Raw genomic sequence first — 15,259 nt, forward strand, 5'->3', positions numbered from 1 at the left:
GCGATGCGCGTCACCGTACTGGCGGAAAACCACAGCCTGCGGCCGGACTTGATCGCCGAGCCCGGCCTCGCGCTGCTGATCGAGGACGGCCCGCACCGCATCCTGTTCGACACCGGCCGCAGCGACGCGCTGCTGCGCAACGCCAGTCAGCTGGGCGTCGATCTCGCCGCGCTCAGCCAGGTGGTGTTGTCGCACGGCCATTACGACCACAGCGGCGGCCTGCCTGCGCTCAGCCGGCTCTTGCGCCAGCGCGCGGCGGCGCCGCTGCCGCTGCTGGCCCATCCCGAGGCCTTCCGAGCGCGCGAAGCGCGGCTGGGGCCGATCACGCTGCGCAAGCTGGGCTCGCCGCTCGCCGAAGCCGATCTGCAAGCCAGCTTCGAGCTGCAATTGCACGCCCGGCCCCACGCCTTCGCCGACCGCTACGTCTTCCTCGGCCAGATTCCACGACGGCGCCACGCCGAAGGCCGCGGCACCCTGGGCCGCCTCGTCGACGCGAGCGGCCACCGGCCGGACCCGGTGGCCGACGATTCGGCCCTGGTCTACCGCGGCGAGCAAGGCCTGATCGTCTTCAGCGGCTGCGCCCATTCCGGCATCCGCCACATCGTCGACTACGCGCGCGAAGTTTGCGCCGAGCCGCGCGTCCACGCGGTGATAGGCGGTTTCCACCTGCGCAGCGCGACGCCGTGGCGCGTCTGGCGGACCCGCCGCTACTTCCAGCAATTGGCGCCGGAGGGCCTGTACGCCTGTCACTGCACCGGCTACGCCCGTCACGCGCTGGCGCGCCAGCACGCCATCGCCGCCGGCAGTCAACTGAGCTTCGACTAAACCGGTTTCGACAGTTCCTGCCGCGGAAAAACGACAGTTCGCTCTTTCCGCCATTATTCACGGTCGGCGTGCCGCATTGCAGCATTCCGACCGCCGCTCCGTCTCCTTCTCCCGCCTCCAAACCGCATAAACGCCGCCGCTGCGGGCTTTGACCGCCCCGCCGCGCTCAGCGTGTCCGTCTTCGTCCGGGCCCTAGCAAAAAACGGCGCGAATACACCTGAAAAAAAGAACAGGTGTGTGCTTAGTCCTTCCCTGCACATGCTTAGGTCCAATACCACTTACATACAACTTTAATACAACTTAAATACAAGTCGGCGCGCCGCGCCGGCCTTTCGCCCCGCCTTTTTCCAAGAAGGAGATGGACTGTGAGCAAAGCCTTACTGCTGCTGAAAACCGGCCTGGCCGGCACCGCCGTGGCCGGCGCCGCGCTGCTGGCCGCCCAGCATGCCCCCACCGCCGCCAAGGCGCCGGCATCCGCCGCCCGCGACGGCCTGATCAAAACCGCGGCCGCCAGCTGCGCCGACCCGGCCTGGAGCGCCGGCTCGATCTACACCGGCGGCCAGCGCGTCAGCTACCAGGGCCAGACCTGGGAGGCCAAATGGTGGACCCAGGGCAATACGCCTTCCGCCAGCGACGCCAGTCCATGGAAATTGATCGGCCAGTGCGACGGCGGCGGCGGCAACCCGACCGAACCGCCGCTGGTGCAAGTGCCGCCGCCCACCGGCAACGCGCTGTGCCGGCCGGAAGGGCTGGCGCGCACCGACGGCGTGGACGTGCCGTATTGCGCGGCCTACCAGAAAGGCGGCGCCGAGCAGTTGGCCAACGGCAGCCGCAAGCGGCTGATCGGCTACTTCACCAGCTGGCGCACCGGCAAGAACGGCCAGCCGGCCTACCTCGCCAGCGACATCCCCTGGGGCAAGCTCACCCACATCAACTACGCCTTCGCCCACGTGGACGGCAACAACCGGCTGTCGGTAGGCGAAAACAATCCCGGCAACCCGGCCACCGACATGAGCTGGCCGGGCGTGCCCGGCGCGGAAATGGACGCCAGCCTGCCCTATAAAGGCCACTTCAACCTGCTGACCCAGTACAAGCGCAAATACCCGGGCGTCAAAACCCTGGTCTCGGTGGGCGGCTGGGCCGAGACCGGCGGCTATTTCGGCGCGGACGGCAAGCGCGTCAACAGCGGCGGCTTCTACAGCATGACCATCAACGCCGACGGCAGCGTCAACCAGGCCGGCATCGACGCCTTCGCCGACTCCGCCGTCGCCTTCCTGCGCAAATACGGCTTCGACGGCGTGGACATCGACTTCGAATACCCGACCTCGATGAACGACGCCGGCAATCCGCTGGACTGGAGCGTCGCCAACGCCCGCCGCGGTTCGCTAAACAAGGGCTTCAACGCGCTGACGCGGACATTGCGCGAAAGGCTGGACCGCGCCGCCTCCCAGGACGGCCGCTACTACCAGCTCACCGCCGCGGTGCCGGCCTCCGGCTATCTGCTGCGCGGCATGGAAGCCTTCCAGAGCCTGCGCAACTTCGACTTCGTCAACGTGATGTCCTATGACCTGCACGGCGCCTGGAACGAGTTCGTCGGCCCCAACGCCGCGCTCTACGACGACGGCAAGGACGCCGAACTGGCGCGCTGGAGCGTGTACACCACCGCGCAATACGGCGGCATCGGCTATCTGAACACCGACTGGTCCTACCACTACTACCGCGGCGGCCTGCCGGCGGCGCGCGTCAATATCGGCGTGCCCTACTACACCCGCGGCTGGAAAAACGTCAACGGCGGCAGCAACGGCCTGTGGGGCACTTCGGTGGGCGGCAACTGCCCGACCGGCCTGAAAACCTGCGGCGACGGCGCGGTGGGCATAGACAATCTGTGGCACGACCTGGACGAACAAGGCCGTGAAGTGGGCGCCGGCTCCAACCCAATGTGGCACGCCAAGAACCTGGAGAAAAACCAGGGCGGCAGCTATCTGTCCGCCTACCTGGACCCGAGCAAGCCGGAAAACCAGCTCAGCGGCAGCTATCAGCGTTTCTACAACGACACCCTGAGCGCGCCGTGGCTGTGGAACGCCGGCAAGAAAGTGTTCCTGTCCACCGAGGATGAGCAGTCCATCGCCAAGAAAGCCGCCTGGGTCGACGCCAACAACGTCGGCGGCGTGATGTTCTGGGAACTGGCCGGCGACTACGACTGGAAACAGGAGCGCAACGGCGGCAAGGGCGAGTACTTCATCGGCACCACGCTGACCAGCCTGCTGTACAACGCTTTCAGCAAACCGGCCGCCGTCAGCGTCAAGCCCGCCGCCGCCGCACCGGCCGCCACCGCCGCCATCGACGTCGGCTTCTCGCTGGACGGCTACGCGCTGGGCGACAGCAATTATCCGATCAACCCCAAGCTGACCATCACCAACAGTTCCGGCAGCACCCTGCCCGGCGGCACCGAGTTCCAGTTCGACGTGCCCACCTCGGCGCCGTCCAACTTCGCCGACCAGTCCGGCTTCGGACTCAAGGTGATCAGCGTCGGCCATAGCGGCAACAATATCGGCGGCCTGAAGGGCGACGCCCATCGCGTCTCGGTCAAGCTGCCGTCGTGGCAGTCGCTGGCGCCGGGCCAGAGCGTCAGCCTGGCCGTGGTCTACTATCTGCCAATCTCCGGCCCGCGCAACTTCAGCGTGACCTTGGGCGGCAAGACTTACGCCATCCGCGAGGAGGCGCCCTACCTGCCTTACCTACGCTGAGATCCGCTTCAATGTCTGGCGCTGGCTCGCCAGACTTTGAACGGGTTCTGAATTCCCTCGTTCTCCTCAGTACCTTCCAAGCCGGGTTCGCCCGGCTTTTTTTCTGCGCCGCCGTCCGCCGGCGGCCGCCATTGCATCAACTCGTTCAAACGCTCCAGCGCCGCCTGCGGCGTCAAGCCGAACACCGGCTTTTTGCCGTCGAGAAAACGCTGGTAAAACAAGAAGGTCGGATCGGTTTTCATCGCTGTGGACTCCCGCTGTGGATGCGAGTATTGTCGGCGCAATATGAGGCAATAAAAATTGCTGACTTTCAATCAGGAAACTTCCTCTTATGTCCGCGCGGCTCGCCCAGCAATACCAGAAGCTCCATCATCACTTCGCCGGCCAGACCGAGGCCGTCTCGCTGCAACAGCTGGCCGACCTGCTGTTTTGCACGCGTCGCCACATGCGCAGCCTGCTGCAACAGATGCAGGCGCAAGGCTGGATAGCGTGGCAGGCGCAAGCCGGGCGCGGCATGCGCTCGCAACTGCGCTTTCTGCAAGCCCCGGAGCAATTACAGCGGGAGCGCGCCGCGCAATTGCTGGAACAGGGCCGGGTGGAGCAGGCGGTGGACTTGCTGGGTGACGACCGCGGCGAGCTGGCGCCCTTGCTGTTGGCGCGGCTGGGCAAACGCTGGAGCCAGGACCGCCAGGTATTGGGCGTGCCTTATTACCGGCCCTTGCCCAACCTCTACCCCGGCACGCCCTTGCGCCGTTCCGAGCGGCATCTGGTCGGCCAGATCTTCAACGGACTGAGCCGGATAAATGAGGAAAAAGGGGAAGTGGAAGGCGATCTCGCCCATCACTGGAGCCAGCAGGGCCCGCTGGAATGGCACTTCCACCTGCGACCGGCGGTGCGCTGGCACGACGGCCGCGAGCTGAGCGTCGCCGATGTCCAGGCCTCGCTGCTGCGCTTGCGCACGCAGCCGCTGTTCTCCCATCTGCAAGCCGTGCGGCCCTTGTCGCCGCGCAGCCTGGCGCTGGAATTGAGCGAGCCCGACCAATGGCTGCCCTGGCTGCTGGCCGACAGCGCCGCGCTGATCCTGCCGGCCGACCACGCCGCCCGCGCCGACTTCGCCTCGCGCCCGGTGGGCACCGGCCCTTACCGCGTCGCCGCCAACACCCGCCACCGGCTGTGCTTGCAGGCCTTCGACGATTACTTCGGCTACCGCGCGCTGCTGGACCAGGTGGACATCTGGATGATGCCGGAACTGGGCGAACAACTGGAGCACGGCAACGGCCAGGTCTGCGGCCTGGAAGTGCGCATCAATCCGCGCGAGCCCAGCGTGCAGACCGAAATGGCGCTGGAGTCCGGCGTCTACTTCCTGCTCGCCGACGGCCGCTCCCCGCGTCTGCACGACGCCGCGCTGCGCGACTGGCTGGCCCAGGCCCTGGCGCCGCTGGCCGTGATCCATGAAACCGCGCCGGCGGTGCGTCAGTACTGGGCGCCGGCCGCCGGCCTGCTGCCCAATTGGCACCACGCCCAGCCGGCCTTGAACCTGAAGCCGCCGGACGGTCTGAGCGCGCTGCGTCTGGCGTATTACGAGCAGCATCCGGAGTACCAATTGATCGCCGCCGCGATGGCGCGCTGCCTGCGGCCCCACGGCGTGACGCTGGAATGCCTCGCCCTGCCCTACGCCGACTGGGAGCAGGGCCGGGCCGACGCCGATGTGTGGCTGGGCTCGGTCAACTTCGCCACCCGGCCGGAATACTCGGTGGCCGCCTGGGTGCTGGGCACCCCGCTGCTGCGCTGCTGCCTGGAGCCGGCGCTGCCGCTGGCGCAGTGGCATCAGAGCTGGCGCCAGGGCCTGTTCCGCGCCCAGGATCTGTCCGCCGCCGTGGTCCAGCAACGCTGGATGCTGCCGCTGTTTCACAACTGGCTGCGGCTGCAAGGGCCGGCCCAGATGCAGGGCGTGCGCCTCAACAGCCTGGGCTGGTTTGATTTCAAGTCCGCCTGGCTGCAAGCGGACGGCTGAAGCGGTTCAAACGCGGGGTCGCCTGATGCCGCGCGAATAATTTCACATAAAGATACTTTAAGTAAAATATCTTCCCAGGAATACATATCCATGACATAATCGCCCCCCATGGACAAGATAGACACCATCATCTCCCAGTGGCGGCGCGAGCGGCCCGATCTGGACAGCGCCAGCATCGGCGTCATCGGCCGGCTGGCGCGGCTGGTCACCCACGTGGAGCGCGCGCTGGCCGACAACTTCGCCCGCTTCGGACTCAAGGACGGCGAGTTCGACGTGCTGGCCACGCTGCGCCGCGCCGGCGCGCCCTACCAGCTATCGCCCACCATGCTCTACACCACGCTGCTGCTGACCTCGGGCGCGGTCAGCAAGCGCCTGGACCGGCTGGAAAGCGCCGGCTGGGTGGAGCGCCTGCCCGACCCCAAGGACCGCCGCGGCATGCTGATCCGTCTGAGCCCGGCCGGACTGGAGCTGATTGAGCGCGCGATGAGCGCCCACATCGCCACCCAGGACACCGCGCTGGCCGCGCTGGCCGCGCCGCAACGCGAACAACTGGCCGCGCTGCTGAGCCAGTGGCTGCAAAGCTTCCCCGGAGAAGCGCAAGCCGAAGCGACGCCCCAAGCTCGCCCCCTCCCCACCGAAAGCAAAACTTCATGAAGCAAGACACCTCCGTTCAGCGCCCGCTGTGGCTGGCGCTGTCCATCATCCTGGTGGGCCTAAACCTGCGCCCCGCCCTCGCCGCCATCGGCCCGCTGCTGGACCAGCTGCGCCACGCCACCGGCATGAGTTTTAGCGACGCCTCGCTGTTGACCACGCTGCCGGTGGCCACCATGGGCGCCGGCGCCTTTCTGGGCAGCTGGCTGGAACGCCGCGCCGGCGCGCGGCTGGGCGTGGTCATCGCCCTGCTGCTGATTTTCTTGTCCAGCGCGCTGCGCTGGCTGCCGGCGAGCTTCGGCGCGCTGCTGGCCACCGCGCTGATGGCCGGCATCGGCATCGCGCTGGCCCAGGCCCTGATTCCCGGCTTCATCAAGCAGTATTTCCCGCACAAGGTCTCGGCGCTGATGGGCTTCTACATCACCGCCATCATGGGCGGAGCCTCCCTGGCCGCCGCCGGCGCGCCGTGGCTGGCCGCGCATAGCGCGCATTGGCAAAACGGCCTGGCCGCCTGGGCCGCTCTGGCGGCGCTGGCGCTGCCCTGCTGGCTGCTGAGCGCGCCGCGCCGCGCTCCCGGCGGCGGCTCCGCCGCGCGCGCTCCGCAATTCAGCCGGATTCCGCGCGCCTGGCTGCTGGCCTTTTATTTCGGCATCGGCACCGCGGTCTACGCCAGCTCGCTGGCCTGGCTGCCGGCCTTGTTCGTGCAGCTGGGCTGGAGCCAGCAGCAAGGCGGCCTGATGCTCAGCTTCATGACCGGCATGGAAGTGGTGTCCGGCCTGACCATCCCGCTGTTGTCGGCGCGCAGTCATGATATGCGCGGCTGGCTGACCCTGGTGTTGCTGGCGGTGCTGGCCGGCTTGCTGGGCATGGTGCTGGCGCCGCACGGCGGCCTGCTGCTGCTGTGGGTGGCGCTGCTGGGCCTGGGCGTGGGCGGCCTGTTCCCGCTGACCATGATTCTGACGCTGCACCACTACGAGGACGCGCGCAACGCCGGCCAGTTGTCGGCCTTCGTGCAGGGCATAGGCTATCTGATCGCCGCGGTGGCGCCCTTCGCCGCCGGCTGGATCCGCGACGCCACTTCCAGCTTCAATCTGGCCTGGCTGTGCCTGGCGCTACTGATCGCCAGCCTGCTGGTGCTGACCCGCCGCTTCGCGCCCCAGGGCTACGCCGAAGCGATGCAAAACCCGGCCGTCGTCGCCGCGCAGCCCCGTTGATCCCGGGACGGCGGCACACCACAGGAGAAAGTCGATGAGCACAACCGTTCCCTTCCGCCTGAGCAATCCCGCCGGTCTGTACGACCCGGCGCCCAACGGCTATTCCCATCTGGCCATCGTCGACGCCGGCAGCCGCATGCTGCTGGTGGCCGGTCAGGGCGGTGAAAACGCCGCCGGCGAACTGGCCGACGGTTTCGAGGCGCAAGTGCGCCAGGCCTTGGTCAATCTGCGCACCGCCTTGGCCGCCGGCGGCGCCGATCTCGCCCATGTCGCCAAGCTGACGGTGCTGATCGTCGATCACAGCGAGGCGCGGCTGCGCGCCTTCGGCGCGGAACTGGCCGCCGCCTGGGGCGCGCTGCCCGCGCCGGCCTGCACGCTGATCCCGGTGCCACGGCTGGCGCTGGACGGCATGCTGTTCGAAATCGAGGCCACCGCCTTCCTGCCCGCTTGACTCTCCGACGCAAATCCGACGCAAAAAAGCCCGCCGTGAAGGCGGGCTTTTTTTCATTGGCGGCCGCGCTCAGCGCCGCGGCATGAAGCGCACGTAATCGCCTTCTTCCACCTTGCCCGGCGCCTGCACCGCGCCGACGGCGAAATTGGGCTGCACCTGGCTGATGACGACGTCGCCGGCCAGGGTTTCCGGCACGCCCAGCTCGCGCCCGGAGATCAGATCGCGCACCGGCTGCGCGCTCTTGCGCTGATAGACCAGGAATTTATCGCCGACGGCGACGCCGTCCAGCGAGCCGGCGTTGATGTAGACCTGGCGCGGGCCGGCCAATTTGACGATGCGGGCGGAGAACGGAATGCAGGAAATCACCTCGCCTATCCTGCTCACCGCCTGATCCAGCGCCCGGTTCACCGCCTGGCCGTAATCGCTCTGCCAGAACGCCGCCGAGGCGAAGGGCCGCGGCGGATTCGGCGTCACTTCGCCCTTGGCCAGCTCCGACACCCGCTCGCGGGCCAGCAAGGCGCCGGTCAGCGCGTCGTACACCCAGACTTCGGCGTCGAACTGGCGCTCGGTGGGCACGTATTTGACCCCGCCGCCGAACAGGCCGGCGAACGGCCCGTTGTAGAACGTCCCCTGCTGACTGGTGTTGTTGGACTCGTACAGCGATTTGCGCAGCCCCTTGGCGGTGGCGCCGGTGGCCAGCACCCGCCCCGCCACCACGAACTGGGCATCCTCGGACTGGCCGATGCGGCGGGCGATCTCCGCGCCGGCGGCCGGTTCGGCCACGCGCGCATCCGCCAGCACCGACACCGTGTTGGCGTCCAACAGGCTGTACATGCGGTTGGCGCCCAGCCGCCGCGACAGCTCGGTGGGCAGGCCGGTGGCCAGCTCCGGCATGTCGGACGCCTCCGCCGGGCGGTCCACCTGGAAATACGTGGTGACGATCTTGCGGCGCAGGCTGCGGCCCGGCGGCATCGCGCAGGCGGCCTCCTTGCCGCGCGCGGCGCCGGACGGCTTGGCGGTGTCCACCTCCACCAGCACATGGTAGAGCTTGCCCTGCTGGAACTCCTTCACCACCTTGACCGCGCCCTGCGCCGGCGCCAGCGGCGTCAGCGTGCCGGACTCGCTGCTCCTGCCGTAATCCAGCCCCTGCGAAGCCTCCACCCGCGCGCCCTGGCGCAGCGCCACCATCTTGAGCGCGTCCTGCAGCGCCTGCTCGCGCGCGGCGGCGACGCCGTTGTCCAACGAGGCCACGCCCTCGGCGCGCATGATCTCGGCGCCTGCCGGACAAACAAAAGCCGCCGCAAACGCGGCGGCCAGCAGGGTACGGAAACGAAACCGCATCATTGAGCCATGTAGTAGTTGCTGTTGTAACGCGCCGCGCCGCAATTGCCCTCGGCGCACTGCAGGCCGGACGTGGCGTTTTCCTGCGAAGCCTTCATCACGCTGCCGGTCTTGTCCAGCGCCTGGCGGAACTGCTTGTAGAAGTCCTGATCCAGCGTGATCTCGGCCACCGCCTCGCTGGTGCCGTCCGGCTTCATGCTGTTGGACACGATGTTGACCCCGCGCAGATAGGCGTCCACATAAGTGCGGAAGCTATCGCTGTTGGCGATCATGTTCGACACCGAGCTGTTGCCCACCAGCTTCATGCCCTGCACCTGTTCCGCGATGGCGCGGAAAGCGTCCAGCCGGGCGGCGCGCAAGGCCAGCAGCTTGCGCTGCGACGGCGTCAGGCTGGAGGTGTACGGCGCCGCGCCGCTGCCCACCACCCGCACCACAATGGGCTGATAGGGATTCACTTCCTTGACCACCACCTTGGGCGCTTCGGTTTCAATGCCAGGACCGACGAAACCGACGCCGCTCGGCGTCATCCCCGCGGCGGCGCGCGGCGCCTCGGCGGCCAGCGGCGGACGCTCGGCGGTGGCGCAGGCGGACAAGCCCAGCAAGACGGACAGGAAGCAGGCAACACTGGGAATCGTTTTCATGGCAAATACCGTTGGATATTGCTCGAATTATGAAGCGATCTAAGCGAACGTCAACCGCAACATCGGCATTCCTATGCAAAACTTGAATAAAAACAAAATCCCGCCCGCATCAATGGCCGCCGGCGTCGGCCCGGTTCAATTGCCGCGCCGAGGAAAATCCGGCCGCCAGCGCGGCCTTCTCCTTGGACAGGCCGGCGCCGCGCCACTGGCTGGCCAGCGCCAGGCGCAGCCCGGTGTGATAGTCGTGCACCGACACGCCGGCGTGCTCGCGGAACAAGCGCGACAAATGCCTGGCGCTGACGTGCACCTGGCCGGCCAAGTCCTCCACCCGCCAGCCGCGCGCCGGATCGGCGGCGATCAGGTCCTGCGCCTTGTGCACCGCCGGGTGCAAATGGTTGCGGTGCGTCAGCCACGGCGACAACTCCGGATCCCCGGCGGAACGGCGGAAATACACCACCATGTGGCGCGCCACGTCCCGCGCCAGCGCCGGGCCGGCCAGCTGCGCGATCAGTTGCAGCGCCAAGTCCACCCCGGCGGTGATGCCGGCGCTGCTGCTGATGGGCCCGTCCTGCACGAAGACGCGGTTCTGCTGCACCCTGGCCTGCGGCGCCAGTTGCTGCAAACGCTGCAGCAGGGTGTGGTGAGTGGTGCACTGGCGGCCGTCCAGCAGGCCGGCTTCCGCCGCCAGCAGGCTGCCTGAGCAAATGCTGGCCACGCGCTGGCGGCCGGGGTCCACCCGACGGCGCAGCCAGCGCACGATCTCGCGCGCCTCCGGCCGCGCATAGGCCTCGATCGAATGCGCGGCGCCGCTGATCACCACCAGCGCCTCGTCCGGCAGCGCTTCCGGCAAGGGCGCCGCGCCTTCAAGGCTCAGGCCCAGCGAGGTGGGCACGCCGGCCGCCGGCGCGATGTAATGCGGCCGGAACGGCGCGCCCAGTTGCGCGGCGATGCGAAAAGCGTCGGCCGGGCCGGCCAGATCCACCAGCAGCAGATTGGGCGGCAGTACGAAAAAGATATCAAGCGCCACGCGTCGCCGCTCCCGCGCGCCGGCGCGCCAGCCAGCGCGCGCCGAACACGTTCACCGCCAGCCCGGCCAGCAACAACAGGCTGCCGGCCGCCTGCAGCGCGTTCAGGCGCTCGCCCAGCAGCAGGCCCGAGGCCAGCACGCCCACCACCGGCACCAGCAGGGAAAACGGCGCCACCTTGCCAGCCGGATGGCGCGACAGCAGCCGGCTCCACAAACCATAGCCGAACAAAGTGGCGACAAAAGCCAGGTAGGCCACCGCGAACAGCGCCTGCGGCGTGAAATGCGCCAAGGCGGCGGCGATGCGCTCGCCCCCTTCCAGCCACCAGGACAGCAGGAAGAACGGAATCGGCGGCACCAGGCTGGACCACACCACCAGGCCCAGCGGCTGCACGCTGTAGCCGGCGCGGCCCATCTGCCTCACCACCACATTGGACAATGCCCAGCTGAAGGCGGCGGCGATGGTCAGACCCAGGCCCACCGCCGTCATGCTGCCGCCCTTGCTCAGGCCTATCAGCGCCAGGCCGCCCAGGGCCAGCAGCAGGCCGGCCATCTGGCTGGCCTGCCAGCGCTCGCGCAACCACAGCCCGGCCAGGATCAGGGTGAAGAAAGCCTGCGATTGCAGCACCACCGAGGCGAGGCCGGCCGGCATGCCCAGCTTGATCGCGGTGAACAGGCAGGCGAACTGGCCGACGCCCACGCTGAGGCCGTAGGCCAGCAGATAGCGCCACGGCAGCGCCGGCCGGCGGATGAAGAACAAGGCCGGCACCGCGGCCAGACAGAAGCGCAGGCCGCCCAGCAGCAAGGGCGGCACATCGGACACGCCCCATTTGATCACCACGAAGTTGACGCCCCACACCAGCACGATGGCCAGCGCCTGCAAGAGATCACTCCACGGCATCGCCGCCTCCCTGGGCTTGCGCGCCCGGCCACAGCACCGCCTGGGCGACGATGACGCGCTCGCCGTTGAAGGTGGCCGCCGGCGAGCCGTACAGCCGGTAGCCCAGGGCCAGCGCCTCGCTGACGCGGCGGCAGAAGCCGGCGTCGTCCGGGCCGGTCAGCAGACGGTAGACCGGCATGTCGTCGGGCGGAAGGGTGGGCTGCATGCAATTCTCCCATGGCTGCGCGGCGGGCCGCGCCCGCCGCATTCATTTTGGATATCGCTTTACGGTAACATCAGATAGTCGAGATGGCGATGATCAAATACCCGCCGTTCAGCGCGCCAGCTTGGCCAGCGCCTGCTCCACACTGACGACGTCGGCGAAACGGCCGGCCAGCACCAGCTCGGTCTTGGCGCGAATCTCCGCCGCGCTGAACACCTGGCCGCTATGCGGATGGCTCATGTCGAAAGTCAGCGTGGCCTCGGTGACGAAATCCACCTCGTAGCCCAAGTCCGAGGCCACCCGGGTGGTGGTTTCGCAGCATTGCTCGGTGCGGATGCCGGACACGATCAAGCGCTGGATACCGTGGCGGATGAGCCAGGGCTGCAGGCCGGAATCGGTCAGGGCGTTGTGCACGTGCTTGACGAAGGTGGCGGCCGGCCGGTGGCGCAGCCACTCCAGCGGCCGCACCAGGCCGGACTCGGCGGAAAAGGCGGCGTCGCCGTCTTCGTGCAGGATGTTGATCACCGGCGCGCCCAGTCTCTCGGCGCCGGCGATCAATTGCTGCAGCTTGTCCTGAAAGGCCGGAATCTCGTCTTCCTTCCAATACGGACGGTGGCGGAACGACTCTTGCGCGTCAATCACCAGCAAGGCGGTTTTCTTCATGGCGGTTTCTCCCTCGCGTCCGGGCCGGACGCTGTTGAACACAGCCCGAATGCTACGGACTCTCCCGCCTTTATTTAACGCTGATTACGGACAAGCCGCTGTCAAAAACGGACATCGTGCCCACCGCTCGCGGCGCCGCCGGCGCGGCCGCGACCTCGGCCGCCCGCGCCGGGCCCTGCGGCTGGAATTCGTCGTACAACAGCCACAGCGCGGTGGCCGCCATCAACACGCCCATGCTCAGATTGAAACCCAGCAAGGCGCGCGGGCTGGCCAGCCAGGCGCGCAAGCGCTCGCCGGCCCAGGCCCAGACGCCGATGCAGGGCAGGTTGACCACGGCGAACACCGCCGCCAGCATGGCGGCGCCCAGCCAGCGCTGCCCGTCCGCCGCCGGCATGAACAGGATGGCGGCGTTGATAACCATCACCCAGGCCTTGGGATTCAGCCATTGAAACAGCGCCGCGCCGACAAAGCCCAGCGGGCGCGCCGCCGCGCCCGCCTCCGGCTGGCCGGCGCGGGCGATCTTCCAGGACAGCCACAATAGATAAGCGCAGCCCAGCAGGGCCAGCGGCAGCCGCGCGGCCTGGATGCCGTCCAGCAGCAGCGACAGCAGGCTGCCCACCAGGAACACCTGGAAAGCGCAGCCCAGGCTGATGCCCAGCATGTGCGGGATGGTGCGGCGAAAGCCGAAATTGACGCCGGACGCGGTCAGCATCAGGTTATTGGGGCCGGGGGTGATGGACATCACCGCCACGTAGGACAGTAGGGCGAATTCGGGCATGACGGGCTTCACTTTCTTGCTCCGCGCCGGCCGGCGGCGCGGTATGACGATGCATGGGGCCGACGCGGCCCCGCTTTCCCAATCCATGCTACGCAGCGCCTCGCCGCGCCGACAGCCGCAGCTGTCACCTTTCGCGGTGGTGACAGCGCGGCGTTTCCTCAAACTGTCACCATCGCCTATCATGGGCACTGTGTCTGTCTACCACCGCCCAAGCGCGGCAAGCTGTGCTCATGGAACCCATTGTCGCCCCCCAAGCCCCCACGCTGTATCAGCAACTGGCCGACGATCTGTCGCTGGCCATCAAGCGCGGCACACTGCCGCCCGGCGCCAAATTGCCGTCGGTGCGGCGCACCTCGCAAAGCCGCCAGCTCAGCCTGAACACCGTGGTGGCCGCTTACCGGGTGCTGGAAGACCGCGGCCTGATCGAGGCCCGGCCGCAATCCGGCTACTACGTGCGGGCGCGGCTGCCGTCGCCGGCGCGGCCGGCGGCCACCCTCAGCAGCCCGGCGGCGCCCACCCGCCCGCAGGTGCTGGGCCTGATCGACACCGTGCTGGAAGCGCAGCAGAACGAGGACTACATCGACCTGGCGCTGGCCTGTCCGCACGGCGGCGACTTCTACCCCGGCGGCAAGCTGGGCCGGCTGATGGGACAGATACTGCGCCGCCAGCCCGGCATGATCAGCCGCTACGCGCTGCCGCCGGGCTCCTTGCGGCTGCGCACCCAGATCGCGCGCCGCGGCCTGGAACTGGGCATGACCCTGCAAGCTCAGGACATCGTGCTCACCCACGGTTGCATGGAAGCGCTGCAATTGGCGCTGCGCGCGGTGACCCGGCCCGGCGACACCGTGGGCCTGGAATCGCCCACCTATTTCAACCTGCTGCCCTTGATCGCCAGCCTGGGCCTGAAAACGGTGGAGATCCCCACCGACCCGCAAACCGGCCTGTCCATCGACGCGGTGGAGCTCTTGCTGGCGGAAAAGCGCATCAACGCGCTGGTGGCGATGCCCAATGTGCACAATCCGCTGGGCGCGACCATGCCGCTGGAGGCCAAGAAACGGCTGGCGCGGCTGATCACCCGTCACCAAGTGCCGTTGATCGAGGACGCGCTGTACGCCGAGCTGCAGTTCGGCGACACCCTGTCGCCTGCGGTCAAGGCCTTCGACGACGAAGGCTGGGTCATCGTCTGCTCCAGCTACACCAAGACCCTGGCGCCCGATTTCCGCATCGGCTGGATGGAGGGCGGACGCTTCGGCCACGCGCTGCGCCAGCTCAAATTCGCCTCCTCCGTGGCGGAGCCGGCGGTGCTGGCGGAAACCCTGGGCGCCTTTCTGGAGTCCGGCGGCTACGACCATCATCTGCGCGCGCTGAAGCGGCGCTACGCCGCCCACGTGGAAAAAGTCCGCGGCATGATCGCGCGCCACTTCCCGGCCGGCACCCACGCCACCGCGCCTTCCGGCGGTTTCCTGATCTGGGTGGAACTGCCCGAGGACATCGACGCGGTGGCGCTGTTCCACGCCGCCATCGCGGAAAAGATCAGCATCATGCCCGGCCCGCTGTACTCCCCCAGCGGCCGCTATCCCAACGCGCTGCGGCTGTCCTGCTGCTATCCGCTGGATGACCGCTATCTGGCGGCGCTGGCGCGCGTCGGCGAACTGGCCGGCCTGCTCCGGCGTTCATAAACCCCCGCCGGCAACGCCCGCCGGCGGCGGATCCCGCGCAAGCCCGCGCCCCGCCGCGCGCGAAGACATGTTCAAGACGCGCCGGCGTTTTTATGAACCACTCATATAGCTATTAAGTGGTTGGCCTT

Annotated in this window: 15 protein-coding genes; 7 read left to right on the forward strand and 8 right to left on the reverse strand. The window is 68.0% G+C overall.

The annotated features are described in order from the left end of the window. Positions 1-3 precede the first annotated feature (3 nt). Both ACODSD_RS10315 and ACODSD_RS10320 read left to right on the forward strand, forming a co-directional pair. Positions 4-825: an MBL fold metallo-hydrolase gene (locus tag ACODSD_RS10315; RefSeq protein ID WP_488877318.1), complete on the forward strand. Its 822-nt coding sequence runs from the start codon at positions 4-6 to the stop codon at positions 823-825. A gap of 365 nt (positions 826-1,190) precedes the next feature. After that, entirely contained in the window at positions 1,191-3,572 is a 2,382-nt protein-coding gene (locus ACODSD_RS10320; RefSeq protein ID WP_488877319.1) for a chitinase C-terminal domain-containing protein, read from the forward strand. A gap of 8 nt (positions 3,573-3,580) precedes the next feature. Here ACODSD_RS10320 and ACODSD_RS10325 read toward each other — a convergent pair whose 3' ends face one another. After that, positions 3,581-3,886 (reverse strand): hypothetical protein, encoded by a 306-nt coding sequence (locus ACODSD_RS10325; protein WP_146176695.1) that lies wholly within the window; start codon positions 3,884-3,886, stop codon positions 3,581-3,583. A gap of 17 nt (positions 3,887-3,903) precedes the next feature. Here ACODSD_RS10325 and sgrR point away from each other — a divergent pair, with 17 nt between their 5' ends. From sgrR to ACODSD_RS10345, 4 genes are all read left to right on the forward strand, one after another. Next, positions 3,904-5,586 carry an HTH-type transcriptional regulator SgrR gene (gene sgrR, locus ACODSD_RS10330; protein ID WP_488877320.1) on the forward strand — a complete coding sequence of 561 codons (1,683 nt, stop codon included), beginning with the start codon at positions 3,904-3,906 and terminating at the stop codon, positions 5,584-5,586. Between the two features lie 108 nt (positions 5,587-5,694). Then, positions 5,695-6,240, forward strand: coding sequence for a MarR family winged helix-turn-helix transcriptional regulator (locus ACODSD_RS10335; RefSeq protein WP_107800256.1), 546 nt, complete (start codon positions 5,695-5,697; stop codon positions 6,238-6,240). Then, positions 6,237-7,451 (forward strand): cyanate transporter, encoded by a 1,215-nt coding sequence (locus tag ACODSD_RS10340; protein WP_253314119.1) that lies wholly within the window; start codon positions 6,237-6,239, stop codon positions 7,449-7,451. The genes ACODSD_RS10335 and ACODSD_RS10340 overlap by 4 nt, the downstream gene beginning before the upstream one ends. Positions 7,452-7,485: 34 nt before the next feature. Then, on the forward strand, positions 7,486-7,902 hold the full coding sequence (locus ACODSD_RS10345) for a RidA family protein (protein ID WP_235089431.1): 417 nt from the start codon (positions 7,486-7,488) through the stop codon (positions 7,900-7,902). Positions 7,903-7,971: 69 nt separating this feature from the next. Here ACODSD_RS10345 and ACODSD_RS10350 read toward each other — a convergent pair whose 3' ends face one another. From ACODSD_RS10350 to ACODSD_RS10380, 7 genes are all read right to left on the reverse strand, one after another. After that, positions 7,972-9,168: a flagella assembly protein FlgT middle domain-containing protein gene (locus tag ACODSD_RS10350; RefSeq protein ID WP_488877321.1), complete on the reverse strand. Its 1,197-nt coding sequence runs from the start codon at positions 9,166-9,168 to the stop codon at positions 7,972-7,974. Between the two features lie 74 nt (positions 9,169-9,242). Next, a complete protein-coding gene (locus ACODSD_RS10355) occupies positions 9,243-9,884 on the reverse strand; it encodes an LPP20 family lipoprotein (protein ID WP_227107597.1) in 642 nt (213 codons plus the stop codon). A gap of 109 nt (positions 9,885-9,993) precedes the next feature. Then, positions 9,994-10,911: a GlxA family transcriptional regulator gene (locus ACODSD_RS10360; RefSeq protein WP_474456067.1), complete on the reverse strand. Its 918-nt coding sequence runs from the start codon at positions 10,909-10,911 to the stop codon at positions 9,994-9,996. Beyond that, complete coding sequence (locus tag ACODSD_RS10365) at positions 10,901-11,809, reverse strand: EamA family transporter (protein ID WP_488877322.1); 909 nt, start codon at positions 11,807-11,809, stop codon at positions 10,901-10,903. The genes ACODSD_RS10360 and ACODSD_RS10365 overlap by 11 nt, the downstream gene beginning before the upstream one ends. Then, the gene (locus tag ACODSD_RS10370; RefSeq protein WP_449727709.1) at positions 11,796-12,014 is read right to left on the reverse strand and encodes a DUF1737 domain-containing protein; all 219 of its coding nucleotides are present in this window, start codon (positions 12,012-12,014) and stop codon (positions 11,796-11,798) included. Before ACODSD_RS10370 ends, ACODSD_RS10365 begins: the two co-directional genes overlap by 14 nt. Before the next feature lie 108 nt (positions 12,015-12,122). Next, on the reverse strand, positions 12,123-12,674 hold the full coding sequence (locus ACODSD_RS10375; RefSeq protein WP_107800263.1) for an isochorismatase family protein: 552 nt from the start codon (positions 12,672-12,674) through the stop codon (positions 12,123-12,125). 70 nt (positions 12,675-12,744) lie between these two features. Then, positions 12,745-13,452: a LysE family translocator gene (locus ACODSD_RS10380; RefSeq protein ID WP_107800264.1), complete on the reverse strand. Its 708-nt coding sequence runs from the start codon at positions 13,450-13,452 to the stop codon at positions 12,745-12,747. Between the two features lie 230 nt (positions 13,453-13,682). Between ACODSD_RS10380 and ACODSD_RS10385 the strand changes: the two genes are divergently transcribed. After that, a complete protein-coding gene (locus ACODSD_RS10385) occupies positions 13,683-15,131 on the forward strand; it encodes an aminotransferase-like domain-containing protein (RefSeq protein ID WP_107800265.1) in 1,449 nt (482 codons plus the stop codon). The last annotated feature ends 128 nt before the right edge of the window (positions 15,132-15,259 follow it).

The organism is Chromobacterium sp. FG22, from assembly GCF_057809415.1.

Bases quoted from the DNA above. Each gene is read 5' to 3' on its own strand.
- sgrR (WP_488877320.1), top strand. From the start codon at position 3,904: ATGTCCGCGCGGCTCGCCCAGCAATACCAGAAGCTCCATCATCACTTC.
- ACODSD_RS10345 (WP_235089431.1), top strand. From the start codon at position 7,486: ATGAGCACAACCGTTCCCTTCCGCCTGAGCAATCCCGCCGGTCTGTAC.
- ACODSD_RS10375 (WP_107800263.1), bottom strand. From the start codon at position 12,674: ATGAAGAAAACCGCCTTGCTGGTGATTGACGCGCAAGAGTCGTTCCGC.
- ACODSD_RS10370 (WP_449727709.1), bottom strand. From the start codon at position 12,014: ATGCAGCCCACCCTTCCGCCCGACGACATGCCGGTCTACCGTCTGCTG.
- ACODSD_RS10355 (WP_227107597.1), bottom strand. From the start codon at position 9,884: ATGAAAACGATTCCCAGTGTTGCCTGCTTCCTGTCCGTCTTGCTGGGC.
- ACODSD_RS10350 (WP_488877321.1), bottom strand. From the start codon at position 9,168: ATGCGCGCCGAGGGCGTGGCCTCGTTGGACAACGGCGTCGCCGCCGCG.
- ACODSD_RS10380 (WP_107800264.1), bottom strand. From the start codon at position 13,452: ATGCCCGAATTCGCCCTACTGTCCTACGTGGCGGTGATGTCCATCACC.
- ACODSD_RS10335 (WP_107800256.1), top strand. From the start codon at position 5,695: ATGGACAAGATAGACACCATCATCTCCCAGTGGCGGCGCGAGCGGCCC.
- ACODSD_RS10340 (WP_253314119.1), top strand. From the start codon at position 6,237: ATGAAGCAAGACACCTCCGTTCAGCGCCCGCTGTGGCTGGCGCTGTCC.
- ACODSD_RS10365 (WP_488877322.1), bottom strand. From the start codon at position 11,809: ATGCCGTGGAGTGATCTCTTGCAGGCGCTGGCCATCGTGCTGGTGTGG.
- ACODSD_RS10385 (WP_107800265.1), top strand. From the start codon at position 13,683: ATGGAACCCATTGTCGCCCCCCAAGCCCCCACGCTGTATCAGCAACTG.
- ACODSD_RS10315 (WP_488877318.1), top strand. From the start codon at position 4: ATGCGCGTCACCGTACTGGCGGAAAACCACAGCCTGCGGCCGGACTTG.